Genomic DNA, 12626 nt, shown 5'->3' with positions numbered 1-12626 from the left:
TCCGGAAAAAGCGGAATGGCTGCACGCGCTGGCGCCCTGCGCCTTATCCATGCGGTGCTCAGCGAAAAAGCCCTTTTGGACGAAGCCTACGCCCATGAACTGGCAGAAGGCCCCTTGCGCAAACTCAACGGCAGCGACCGCGCCTTTGCCAAGCGCATCGCCACCACGGTTCTGCAGCATCTAGGAGAAATCGACACCATTTTGAGCCGCTTCATGGAGCGCGGCATCCCCAAAAAGTCCGGCCCCTTGCGCAACATTCTGCGCATCGGTACTGCCGAGCTTCTGTTTTTGAATACTCCGCCCCATGCGGTGGTCGATTGTGCCGTGTCGCACTATCGCACATGGCGCAAATATGCCGGCTTCAAGGGCCTGACCAATGCCGTTCTGCGCCGCATCAGCCGCGATGGCGCCGATGAGCTGGCGACCATCGATCCGGCCAAGGCGACCCTGCCCGACTGGATGTATCAATCCCTCAGCACCACCTATGGGCAAGACAGCACCAACGCCATGATGGCGCAATTCCAGAAGGCGCAGATTCCGCTTGATCTGACCCTGAAAGACCCTGCCTCAGCGGACGAGTGGGCCGAGCGCCTTGGCGCAGAAAAGATGCCGTCCGGCAGTCTGCGTCTTGCCAGCCACGACAAGGTGGACACACTGGAAGGCTTTGCCGAAGGGGCATGGTGGGTGCAGGATGCCGCGGCCACGCTGCCCGTGCAGATGCTGGGCGAGGTTTCCGGTCAAAAGGTTCTTGATCTCTGCGCCGCTCCGGGCGGTAAAACCATGCAGTTGGCCGCAGGCGGAGCGGATGTCACTGCGCTGGATATTTCGGCCAAACGCCTTGAACGCATCGAACAGAATTTGAAGCGGGTTGGCCTCTCTGCGGAGTTGGTAAAAGGCGATCTGCTCAAGAAAAGCTTCGACGCAAAATGGCCTTTCATTCTACTTGATGCCCCCTGCTCGGCCACCGGCACCATGCGCCGCCACCCTGAGCTCATCCATCAGCGGACACCCGCTGACATAGGCCATTTCGCCAAATTGCAGGCAAAGATGCTCAATCATGTTGCCGACATGCTGGCTCCGGGCGGCTTGATGGTTTTCTGCACTTGCTCCCTCCAGCCCGAAGAAGGGCCCGAGTTGATCGCGGATTTCCTCATGCAGAACCCGACATTCGGCATCGAGCCGCTCACAGCGGAAGAAACACCCGCCCTTGCCCCCTTCATCCAGCCTGATGGCAGCCTGAGAACAAGGCCTGACTATTGGTCTGAAGCGGGCGGCATGGATGGATTCTTTGCGATCCGGCTGCGCAACCACGCCCCTTCCTGACCTTGACAAAGCTTTGTGTAAATCGGGACCAAATGGACTCAGATAGACCTTGTTAACCATAGCTTGATAAAATTGTAACCAATCGATTACCAAAAAGCGCCTGCATCCGGTGATTCGCCATGATCGGATGACTGAGCGCTTGGACCATTCATGAATCGGATGACGCGCGGCAAAGACCCAAATGGTTTGAAGCCCGTACCAATCCTGGCCATCAGCTCCCTTTCACAGAAGCCCTGCTTGAAGGGAGCCCTTAACACGGACGACTATTGCGTGTCACAAAACTGGCAAAAACTGCGAATCTCCATGGCGACTCTTTTGCGCCGTGCCAAGCGCATCCCGGTTAGGCGGCCAGCCTGCAACACGCGTTATGTTCCGCGCTGCCCGGACCGGTTGCTCATTGCGCCGCAAGATTTGCGTACCTCTGATCCGACCATCGCAGAGGATATCTATTCGGGTCTTTTCATTTTTGCCGGTCAGGTGGAAAATTGTCAGGGCCACTCCCCATTTGTGCATGCCGCCCCTAGCAAGGAATGGGCGCGCGAGCTGCATGGCTTCCGCTGGCTGCGCCATCTGCGCGCCTCCAATGCCACCCTGCCGCGCTCGAATGCCCGAGCCTTGGTAGAAGACTGGATCAAGAATTCCGGCAAACTGGATTATGAAGCATGGGCCGCTCCCGTGGTGGCAAACAGGGTGCTGGCATGGCTTAACAATTCGCCCTTAATCCTTCAGGATGCAGACCATGTCTTCTATCGCGCCTTCTTGCGCGCGCTTTATCTACAGGTGCGGTATTTGCGTGCGACATACTCGGGTATGCCCAACAATCTCGACAGGTTGCTTCTTCTGATTGCCGAGCTGGCTGGTTGGCTTTGCTTTTCGGATAAGGAGCGCCTCGTGCGCTCCGTTTCCAAGCGGTTGGTCCATGAGCTCAACGACCAAATCCTGCCGGATGGCGGCCATGTTTCGCGCAACCCGCTGGCCATCGTGTCCATCCTGCTGGAGCTGCTGCCTTTGCGCCAGACCTTCATGTCCCGCGACATGGTGCCGCCCGAAGGCATGAATCTAGCCATCGAACGCATGATGCCCATGCTGCGCTTTTTCCGCCACCCCAATGGCAGTTTTGCCCATTTCAATGGCACCGGCGCTACACCGGCGGATTCTCTGGCCACCATTCTGGCCTATGATGACACCCGCGGCACCCCCGTCTCGGATGCCTCCTTCTCGGGCTATCAGCGCATGGAAGCAGGCCAGTCGATTCTCATCATGGATACCGGCGCCCCGCCGCCGACCGAGCAATCCACACTGGCCCATGCAGGCGCGCTGTCCTTTGAAATCTGCTCCGGCACGGCTCCCATGGTGGTCAACTGCGGCACCCCTGCGCCACAACATGAAGGCTGGCGCGAATTGGCCCGCAGCACGGCAGCGCATTCCACCCTCATCGTGCAGGACCATTCGACTTGCAAGATCGCCCCAAGGAGCTTTGACCTGGATGGCCGCCCGCTGATTTGTGGGGATAGCCATGTCAGATATGAGCGTTTTCTTGAACGTGGGCAGGAAACGATCCATGCCAGCCACGATGCCTATGGCTCGAAATTCGGCATTCGGCACACGCGCCAGATTTGGCTGGCCATCGATGGACGCCGTCTGGATGGGCGCGATGAAATGGATGCCATAGGCAAAGGCATCACCAAGGGACAGGACAGCTACGCCATCCGCTTCCATCTTCATCCATCGGTACAGGTGGAATTCTCCGAAGACAGGGACGTCGCCTATCTGGGGCTTGCCAACGGCGAGATCTGGAAATTCGTTTGCCAGGAAATCGATCCCGGCATCGAAGAGAGTGTCTATCTTTCCGATATTCACGGCATCCGCCCGACCACACAGCTCGTCATTTATGGCCATGCCAGCCATGTACCGACCGTCAACTGGTTCTTTGAGCGCGTCGCGATTGCTCCTCTCTAGGACACCGTTCATTTGATGCCAAAAAGGCAACACAATGATGCCGTTTTGTGCTAAATGGATTGTTTCCCTCAAAGCTGATATGTGCTATCGCATTGGCGAAATTTCCCATATCAAACGCAGCAGGATAACCGATGTCCGTAGCTCCTCTTTCTGTTTCCGCGCCGGAAGTTGTTTCCGTCAAGCGCGCTCTCATCTCCGTTTCTGATAAAACCGGTATTGTCGACTTTGCCAAGGCCCTCGCCGACAAAGGCGTCGAGCTTGTCTCGACCGGCGGCACCTGCAAGGCCATTGCCGATGCTGGCATTCCGGTCAAAGACATCTCCGAGGTTACCGAATTCCCGGAAATCATGGATGGCCGCGTCAAGACCCTGCATCCCCGCGTGCATGGCGGTCTTCTGGGCGCCCGTTCGGTTGAAGCCCACAGCGCAGCAATGAAAGAGCATGGCATTCTGGAAATCGACCTGCTGGTGGTCAACCTCTATCCCTTCGAGGAAACCATCCTCAAGGGCGCCGACTATGCCACCACTGTTGAAAATATCGACATCGGCGGCCCGGCCATGATCCGCGCTGCGGCAAAGAACCACGCTTTCGTCACCACCTTGGTTGATCCAGCCGACTATGCCGAGATCCTCGCCCAGATCGAGGAAAAGGGTGGCATCAGCTATGACGTGCGCAAGAAATTTGCCGCCAAGGCCTATGCCCGCACCGCCGCTTACGATGCAGCCATCTCTGGCTGGTTTGCCGCTGAACTGGAAATCGAATCGCCAACCTTCCGCGCCTTTGGTGGTGAACTGGCTGAAGTGATGCGCTACGGCGAAAACCCGCACCAGAAAGCAGGCTTCTACAAGACCGCCTCTTCCCGTCCCGGCGTTGCCACCGCAACCCAGGTTCAGGGCAAGCAGCTTTCCTACAACAACATCAATGACACCGACGCCGCCTTCGAACTGGTCTGCGAGTTCGATCCGGCCGTCTCTCCGGCCGTTGCCATCATCAAACATGCCAACCCATGCGGGGTCGCCATGGGCGCCACGCTCAAGGATGCCTATGTCAAGGCGCTGGCCTGTGATCCGGTTTCCGCATTTGGCGGTATCGTGGCACTGAACGGCACACTGGATGAAGCTGTCGCAGAAGAAATCACAAAGATCTTCGTTGAAGTGATCATCGCCCCCGATGCAACGGAAGGCGCCAAGGCGCTTGTCTCCAAGAAGAAGAACCTGCGCCTGCTGCTCACAGGTGGCCTTGCCGACCCACGCGAAGAAGGCGTGACCGTCAAGTCCGTTTCCGGCGGTCTCTTGGTACAGAACCGGGACAACGGCAACATTGCCGATATTGACCTGAAGGTAGCCACCGAGCGCCAGCCTTCCGAGCAGGAAATGGCCGACCTCAAATTCGCCTTCCAGGTTTGCAAGCATGTCAAATCCAACGCCATCATCTATGTGAAAGACGGCGCGACCGTCGGTATCGGTGCTGGTCAGATGAGCCGCGTGGATTCTGCCCGCATCGCAGCCCGCAAAGCTGAAGACGCAGCCGAAGCCGCAGGCATGACCGAACCACTCACAAAGGGATGCGTCGTGGCCTCCGATGCTTTCTTCCCCTTCGCCGATGGTCTTCTGACAGCCGCCGAAGCCGGAGCAACTGCCGTTATCCAACCAGGCGGCTCCATGCGCGATCAGGAAGTCATCGATGCGGCCAACGAAGCCGGCCTTGCCATGGTCATGACCGGCATGCGCCATTTCCGGCACTAGGGAACACTTCGCCAGAAAAAGGCGAAAGCCTGTCCAATATACAAAGCCCGGAGCAATCGCTTCGGGCTTTTTCCATGGCTGCACGACGCCCCAAACAAGGAGAAAACCCAGCGTAAAAACACGTATCCACTGCTTGACATCAAGTCTGAAAGAAATTCTTGAACCAAAAAGTTTGATATTTAGCGTCTATCAAGCAATTGGAAAAATTTTTAAATATCTGTTTTCAAAGACAAAACCCATGTAGATATGCAAAAATAGTCTGCCTAAAAAATAATCACCACCACAAATGCAATGCCAACAAAACAGCCATGCAATTTTGTGCGATGTAAAATCGAGAGCCATGAACTATATTCATGGTCAAGGAAGCGATGACGAGTTCGAAAGACAAAATCAAGTAAACGCTTCTGAAACGCAGTTGAAGATAAACAGCCACATAGCAACAAAGGAATGACACCGATGATCAATACTGTTGTTGAAAACTATCGCCAGTGGCGCAACTACCGTGACACGGTTGATGAACTTGCCCGCCTGAGCAATCGCGATCTGGGCGAACTGGGAATTTCCCGCGGCGACATCACCGAAATCGCACGTGAAGCTGCTACTGCAAAATAAAAAGTCTTTCGCTGACAGAAATGTCCAAGCGAAAGCCACGAGTTTCAAGGAATTCAGGCTTTTCCTCCTCCCAAAGCCTGATCGATTCAAAACTACCTCCTCCCAGTTTTGAATCTCCTAACAAAGCCCTCCGGACCTCCTCCCCCGGAGGGTTTTTGTTATCTGCCTTCCTTCGACAATCCCCAAAGCCATCCGACATTCCCGTCGCACGCAGCTTGCTTTCCGCATATTTTGCCCCATATCAAGAAGGCAAGACATTCTGGGGAAGGACAAATGGCTGATAAACACTATTCCGAAGACGAAATCGAACTGCTTCCGCCAGAGAAAGCAGCCGAGGATGAGCAGGGCCATCGCGATTCTTCCATGGCCAAAAAGGCTGCCAATGTACGCAAGAAATTCTGGTCTGTGGTCAGAAAAGCAGCCAAGCAGATGCCCATCATCGAGGATGTGGTCGCCGCCTATTATTGTGCTTTTGATCCCGAAACGCCGGTCAAGGTACGCCTGACGCTGATCGGGGCCCTTGCTTATTTCGTCTTGCCACTGGATGCCATCCCCGACATGATTTTCGGCCTCGGCTTTGCCGACGACATCGCGCTGCTGACCTATGTCATCAAGACCGTACACGGCAACATCACCGATAAACACCGGCTGCGTGCCAAACAGGCCATGGCCGAGCATGATGTGCATGTAGAGCGCTAGCCAAAACCTCTCTTGACCACTCAACCTAAAGCGTAATCACCACCTTGCCCTTGGCTTCTCTGTTGGCAATGGCCTTAATCGCCTCTGGCGTTTCTTCAAGAGGATAACGGCGATCAATATATGGCTTGAGCTGACCGCTGGCGACCCAGGCCATGATCTGCTTCATATTCTCCGCATGATCAGCGGGCTCCCGCCCGATCGCCTCTCCCCAAAAGACCCCAAGCAGGTCCACGCCCTTCAGCATCACCAGATTGAGCGGCATTTTGGGGATGGCGCCCGACGCAAAACCGATAACCAGAAACCGCCCATACCAGCCCGTAGCTCTGAGCGCCGCTTCGGACAGATCGCCACCAACCGGATCATAGACCACATCGACACCATGGCCGTAGGTCATGTCTTTCAGCGCCTCCTTAAGGTCATCTGTCTTGTAATTGAGAAGGTCATCTGCGCCATGGGCCTTGCAAAGCTGAAGCTTCTCATCCGATGACGCACAGGCGATGACCCGTGCGCCCATCAACTTGCCGATTTCCACTGCAGCAAGCCCGACGCCCCCGGCGGCCCCAAGCACGGCAAGGGTTTCCCCCGGCTGCATGCGGGCGCGACTACGAAGGCCATAAATGGTGGTGCCATAGGTAATCATCAGGCCGGCGGCATGCTCAAAGCCGAGTTTGGACGGCATCGTGATCGCTTCATCCTGCTGGACAACGACATAGTCGCGCGCGCCACCCCAACGGATATAGGCAATTGCCTTTTCACCAACGCGGTGCGGGTCCACTCCTTCCCCAACCGCCTCGATAATACCGGCAATCTCCCCAGCAGGAGAAAAAGGCAGCTCAGGTGTAAACTGATATTTGTTGTGCAAAATCAATGTGTCGAAGAAATTAAGCGCGGCCGCCTTCACCCGGATCAAAACCTCCCCCGGCCCGGCAGAAGGTTTCTTCATGTCAACCAGCTTGAGATTATCAACGCCTTCAAAGGCATCGCACACAATTGCCCGCATACTCGGTTCCCCCTTCTGCAACCATCCTCATAGCCCTAGCATGAGAAAACGGCGTCACAAAGATGCAAACGCGCGCAATAAGACAAAAGGCGGCAGGCAAAGTAAAATCTAGCGCTGTTTGTAGTAAACAACCCCTTCATTAATCAGGGCTTTGCCATCCCGGGTTAGCACGAAAACACTTCTATTGGGGGCTCCGGGAGGATCCGAGCGTTGCACATGAAGAATAACGTCTCTCCCTCTGACCGAGTAAACACCCGAAACCAAAATTACATAGCGCCCCGGCGTGCCCAAAGGCTTATATTGCATCACGCTCAACTTGAATTCGCCGTTCCCCATCAAATACAGAAGTGTATCCACCTCACTATTTTGATAAATTTTTTCATTGAGATAGCTCCCGGGTATTTTGGGCCGAACAGCCCGAGCCATAGCGGCGCATCGATCGGAGCCTGCCCCTTGTTCGGCCCGAGCTTTGCGCAGCACCCTGACAAACTGATCCGTCATCATACTCGAGGTCTCGTTTTTGGCTGTCCATTCCCGCCGGTTACGCTTGAAGGACGCAATGGCATCACGCGTCTTGCGGCCCATAATTCCGTCGACCGGCCCGACACAGAAGCCCAGATAGTTGAGCGCTGACTGGATTTCCCGCACGTTCGGGGGCGGACTTGGTCGGGTGTCGGGTTGCGCGCCCCAGCCCGATGCAGGGGCTGAAGGAGTAGGGGAAGGAGCGGAGGCCTGCTGCTGCTCACTTAGATTTTTAACATGCTGATATTCCTGGCCATCAAACGCCCAGATCGCGTCGCCCCTGCTGCCACCAAGCATCAGCCCTTTCATGCCATTCCGAGATTGATCCTCAATCGGGTCTATCGAATGGGTGACAATGTCCAAAAGCTTGGTCACCTTCCTGTCGCGAACCTGCAAGACTTCATGGGAACAGCCTGCGGTCCCGCAATATAGCGAGCCCCTGAAGGAGACGATATATTCATCACTTCTGTCCCCATGGGCTTCCAGATTGACCTTTTTAACCGTGAAGAGGCCAAGATCAGAGCCATTTTCCGCCCTCAGATACTGAACCACGAGATCTTCGCGCGCCATGGATGAAGGGCAAGAGGCCATAAAGACCGCAAACGCGCAGGCGACAAGGCCAGCCAGATATAGGTGTTTCAAGAGACTAGTCCATTTGCAATAAATTTGCCCGCCAACGGGGCCGAAAGAATGATCTTCAAATGATAGGGTTTCAGAAAAAATTTTATCAACCCGAAATTTTATCACTGCGCTTTTTGTCTAGCTCATCGCCGAGCTTTTGCGCTGTGAAAAGCCAGATGGTTCCCTTTTGGCGCGTTCTGGTCTAGAAAGGCGCATCTGTGGCCATTGCGCTGATACCTTACCAGAGCAGCAAGCCGCAGCACCAAAACAAAGAACAACAAAAGCGGAAGACAGGAAACAAATGCGCGGATATTTCGCAGTCGGCGTACAAGGGCTATCCAAAGAGGGCAACTTCGGAAATCTGGTCAGAACGGCCCATGCCTTCGGCGCCAGCTTCTTTTTCACGATTGCGGCGGAAAAAACATTCGCCAAGCCGGGAACGGACACCTCCAACAGCGGCGACCACCTGCCCTATTATCCATGGGCCAGTGAAGATGAGCTCATACTGCCCAAGGATTGCCGCCTTGTCGGCATCGAACTGACAGACGACGCCGTGGATCTGCCCAGTTTCAGGCACCCGACCAAGGCAGCCTATATTCTGGGCCCCGAGCGGGGTAACCTGACCAAGTCGATGCAGGATAAATGCGAATTCATCGTCAAGATCCCGACACGCTTCTGCCTGAATGTCGCGACAGCGGGTGCGATCATCATGTATGATCGTGTGCAATCCATGGGCGGTTTTACTGATCGTCCGGTGCGCGCTGGCGGCCCACGCGAAACCCGTGTGCATCAACATGGCCAGCCAAGATTCCGCTCCGGTACACCGGATGCGCTCAAGGGCTGAAAAATGGCCTGAAGGTCTTCTTTCAAAGAAGGATCTTTAGACAACAGACAAGATGGCATCTGCCTATCTCTTGCCGCATTTGCGGTGAATCTTGCCTGCAATCACATCAGAATCGCGGAATTCCGGGCAGTGAACGGCAAACGAGCAAAAAAAATCAAAATTTGCTGCAACTTCACTGTTTGGTAACCCTGACTTTGGTAAATGTTAAATGAATGAATTGGAGCTTGAGGCTCCTGTTGGCATCCAGTCGAAAGCGACAGGTAGAGATGAAAAGCGTAAAAATCCTCGGAGCAGCCACCCTTCTCGCACTTTCCGCCACTGCAGCAAATGCTCAGGGCGCGGCCACTCGCGTCGAACAATTCCAAGATTGGGGTGCTTATGTTTTTAACGATCCTCAACGTGGCAAGATGTGCTTTGCGGTTAGCCAACCCAAAGACATGGAGCCAAAGAATGTGAACCGCGATCCGGTCTATTTCTTCATCACCACGCGCCCGCGCGAAGGTGTTCGCGAAGAAGTGAACGTGATCACCGGCTATCCTTACAAAGAGGGGTCCAAGACCTCCATTCAGGTCGGTTCGGATACATTCTCTCTTTATACGTCCGGCGATGGCGCCTGGCTTGAGAATGCAGCTGAAGAAGCCCGTTTGGTCAATGCAATGCGCGCTGGCGCAAGCATGGTCGTCAAAGGCACCTCGTCTCGCGGCACCCTGACGGTTGATACCTACTCCCTCTCGGGCGTTACGGCGGCAACCCGCAAGGCTCTGGCCGAGTGCCAGTAAGATAAAGTGACCAGAAAAATCAACAAAAGCGGCTGACAAGGCCGCTTTTTTGCTTTATACACCCGCCAATTCGCACAGCATTCAACCGGATTGCCCCCTGATGGACAGCATTTGCTGAAAAAAGGGCAAGGATCGGGCCACCCATAGCCAATGCACGGTGGTCGTTCTGGAATGGCAGTCTACAAGGATCGCGCCACACCTTGCGCCTTTGCCGATCGGCAAGCGAAGGAACAGACGTGATCGGCCTTGAAAAGAGGAACCGCGCCAACCCGCGGCTTTGAAAATTACATGACGCACGCCTCCGCTCTCGACACAGCACAGGAGACCCCTGTTCTGGACACTGTCGCTATTGAAACAAGCCACAATTACACCTGGCCTGCCCTTGATCCGGACAAGCTCAATCTTGTGGGCATGAACCGCGAAGACCTTTCGGAGGCAATGCGCCGGGTCGGCGTGGCGGAAAAGCAGATCCGCATGCGCGTCAACCAACTCTGGCACTGGATCTATGTGCGCGGGGCCACTTCCTTTGATCAGATGACCAACGTGTCGAAGGATCTGCGCGCCAAGATGGATCTGGTCTACACCATTACCCATCCCGAACTGGTCGCCGAACAGATCTCGGTAGACGGCACCCGCAAATGGCTGCTGCGCTTTCCGCCCCGTGGCGCCGGACGTCCGGTGGAAGTGGAAACTGTCTATATTCCCGATGAAAATCGGGGCACGCTTTGCGTTTCCTCCCAGGTTGGCTGCACGCTCAACTGCACCTTCTGCCACACAGGCACCCAGAAGCTGGTGCGCAACCTGACAGCGGAAGAAATCGTCGCTCAGCTGCGCGTTGCGCGCGAAATCCTCAACGATTTCCCTGATCGCGAAGCAAAGGTCGGCACCATCGTACCAAAAATGGGCCGTTTTGTTTCCAACGTCGTCATGATGGGCATGGGCGAACCGCTCTTCAACTACGACCATGTGAAAACCGCGATGTTGATCATGTCCGATGGTGAAGGTCTGTCCATCTCCAAGCGCCGCATCACGCTGTCGACCTCCGGGCATGTGCCAAACATCCGGCGCGCTGGCGAGGAAGTCGGCTGCATGCTGGCCATTTCCCTTCATGCCACCAATGATGAGCTGCGCGACGAAATCGTGCCCATCAACAAGAAGTGGAACCTGAAGGAACTGCTTGAGGCTTGCCGCACCTATCCCGGCGTTTCCAACGCCAAGCGCATCACCTTCGAATATGTGATGCTCAAGGGTGTGAATGATTCCATCGAGGATGCCCGCAACCTCGTAAAGCTGCTGCGCGGCATTCCCGCCAAGATCAACCTCATTCCCTTCAACCCTTGGCCGGGCAGCAATTATGAATGCTCCGACTGGGATCAGATCGAGGAATTTGCTGATTTCATCAACCGCGCCGGTTATGCGTCTCCGGTTCGCACGCCACGCGGACGTGACATCTATGCTGCCTGTGGTCAGTTGAAATCCGAATCCGAACGCCTGCGCAAGGTTGAGCGCGAAAAGCTGGAAGCCGAGTTGGCCGCCCTTGAAAGAATGCGCATGGCAAACCTTGTCGGCGACGGCTCCAACGACGATATGGAAGAAGAGGAATAGGGAGCACCCAAACACTCCCCTTTTTCTCACTCGCAAGATACCTGTAAGCCCAAGGAGCCTGCCATGAGCCTGTCCCGCCTGATTGCCCGCATCATCATGGTGCCAATCGGCCTGTTTCTGGCCATCATGGCAGCCAGCATCTTTCTGGGCTTTGCCCTCAATTCCATGGCGCCCAGCCCCGGCATGTATCATGATCCGGCAGCGGAAAATATGTTCGCCATCTTTTCCGGCTTTGTACTTGTCTTCCCACTGGGGCATTTTGCCTTCTATCCAGCCATTCTGGGCCTGATCATCGCGGAAATCTTCTCATGGCGCAGCATCTGGATCTATTTGGCCTATGGGTTGGTGCTGTCCTTCTTTATTACCCATTCTCCCAATGAGCCGGTTGATGCCATGGCAATCGCCATAGATATTCGCGCCATGGCAGCGGGCCTCATCGGCGGCTTTGTCTACTGGCTGATTGCAGGCAGAGGCGCAGGCATCGTCAAGCGGTCTCTCGACAACAAGCCCAAATCACTCTGAAGTCACGAAAACTCTTGGAATATCTCTGCTCGTCTCGCAAAAAAAGGCGCGCTCCAGCAGGAACGCACCTCTCCAGATTTGGCTTGTCAGAATAGAAGCCGACTAGGCCGCAGCCTTGCGCACGGCTGCCTTGAAAGCAATCAGTGCCAGCAGCAGTCCTGCCACGGCAAGAATTCCCGCGGCCGGCATACTGCCCACCTTGGCAACAAGCCAATTGACCAGATCGGCTATCGCGCGACCGCGCCGCCCACTCACACCTAGAGTTTCGCCGCTATAGGCGACATAGGCGAGATATTCACAGACAGCGAAGACCAGCGCTCCGATAACAAACGGTTTTACGGACATTTTCTTCTTCTCTTCCTTACAAAACTGAAAACCCGACAAACCAGAACATG

12 protein-coding genes are annotated in these 12626 nt (G+C 55.3%); 9 read left to right on the top strand and 3 right to left on the bottom strand.

All coding sequences use genetic code 11. The features are described from left to right. Window positions 1–15: 15 nt before the first annotated feature. The 5 genes from BM258_RS17920 (at window position 16) to BM258_RS17895 (ending at window position 6338) form a co-directional block, all read left to right on the top strand. The gene (locus tag BM258_RS17920; RefSeq protein ID WP_210186797.1) at window positions 16–1323 is read left to right on the top strand and encodes an RsmB/NOP family class I SAM-dependent RNA methyltransferase; all 1308 of its coding nucleotides are present in this window, start codon (window positions 16–18) and stop codon (window positions 1321–1323) included. Window positions 1324–1626: 303 nt separating this feature from the next. After that, window positions 1627–3282 carry a heparinase II/III family protein gene (locus BM258_RS17915; protein WP_175528145.1) on the top strand — a complete coding sequence of 552 codons (1656 nt, stop codon included), beginning with the start codon at window positions 1627–1629 and terminating at the stop codon, window positions 3280–3282. A gap of 131 nt (window positions 3283–3413) precedes the next feature. After that, window positions 3414–5027 (top strand): bifunctional phosphoribosylaminoimidazolecarboxamide formyltransferase/IMP cyclohydrolase, encoded by a 1614-nt coding sequence (gene purH / locus BM258_RS17910; RefSeq protein ID WP_090074606.1) that lies wholly within the window; start codon window positions 3414–3416, stop codon window positions 5025–5027. Window positions 5028–5483: 456 nt separating this feature from the next. Further along, entirely contained in the window at window positions 5484–5639 is a 156-nt protein-coding gene (locus BM258_RS17905; protein WP_090074688.1) for a DUF1127 domain-containing protein, read from the top strand. Window positions 5640–6002: 363 nt separating this feature from the next. Beyond that, complete coding sequence (locus BM258_RS17895) at window positions 6003–6338, top strand: YkvA family protein (RefSeq protein ID WP_394705150.1); 336 nt, start codon at window positions 6003–6005, stop codon at window positions 6336–6338. 25 nt (window positions 6339–6363) lie between these two features. Here BM258_RS17895 and BM258_RS17890 read toward each other — a convergent pair whose 3' ends face one another. Beyond that, window positions 6364–7338 carry an NADPH:quinone oxidoreductase family protein gene (locus tag BM258_RS17890; protein ID WP_090074603.1) on the bottom strand — a complete coding sequence of 325 codons (975 nt, stop codon included), beginning with the start codon at window positions 7336–7338 and terminating at the stop codon, window positions 6364–6366. Window positions 7339–7446: 108 nt separating this feature from the next. Continuing rightward, window positions 7447–8502, bottom strand: coding sequence for a peptidoglycan-binding domain-containing protein (locus tag BM258_RS17885; protein ID WP_210186795.1), 1056 nt, complete (start codon window positions 8500–8502; stop codon window positions 7447–7449). Window positions 8503–8782: 280 nt separating this feature from the next. Here BM258_RS17885 and BM258_RS17880 point away from each other — a divergent pair, with 280 nt between their 5' ends. The 4 genes from BM258_RS17880 (at window position 8783) to BM258_RS17865 (ending at window position 12231) form a co-directional block, all read left to right on the top strand. Continuing rightward, a complete protein-coding gene (locus BM258_RS17880) occupies window positions 8783–9325 on the top strand; it encodes an RNA methyltransferase (protein WP_090074601.1) in 543 nt (180 codons plus the stop codon). 266 nt (window positions 9326–9591) lie between these two features. Beyond that, window positions 9592–10104 (top strand): invasion associated locus B family protein, encoded by a 513-nt coding sequence (locus tag BM258_RS17875; RefSeq protein WP_090074600.1) that lies wholly within the window; start codon window positions 9592–9594, stop codon window positions 10102–10104. 348 nt (window positions 10105–10452) lie between these two features. Further along, the gene (rlmN, locus tag BM258_RS17870) at window positions 10453–11709 is read left to right on the top strand and encodes a dual-specificity RNA methyltransferase RlmN (protein ID WP_342029362.1); all 1257 of its coding nucleotides are present in this window, start codon (window positions 10453–10455) and stop codon (window positions 11707–11709) included. Between the two features lie 63 nt (window positions 11710–11772). Further along, the gene (locus BM258_RS17865) at window positions 11773–12231 is read left to right on the top strand and encodes a hypothetical protein (RefSeq protein ID WP_090074598.1); all 459 of its coding nucleotides are present in this window, start codon (window positions 11773–11775) and stop codon (window positions 12229–12231) included. Window positions 12232–12333: 102 nt separating this feature from the next. On the opposite strand, the gene BM258_RS17860 is transcribed toward BM258_RS17865, so the two are convergent. Further along, window positions 12334–12576: a hypothetical protein gene (locus BM258_RS17860; protein ID WP_090074597.1), complete on the bottom strand. Its 243-nt coding sequence runs from the start codon at window positions 12574–12576 to the stop codon at window positions 12334–12336. Between the last annotated feature and the right edge of the window lie 50 nt (window positions 12577–12626).

Origin of the sequence: Cohaesibacter marisflavi (assembly GCF_900115225.1) — a bacterium.
GTDB classification, from domain to species: domain Bacteria; phylum Pseudomonadota; class Alphaproteobacteria; order Rhizobiales; family Cohaesibacteraceae; genus Cohaesibacter; species Cohaesibacter marisflavi.
This window is presented reverse-complemented; position numbering and strand designations above follow the sequence as displayed.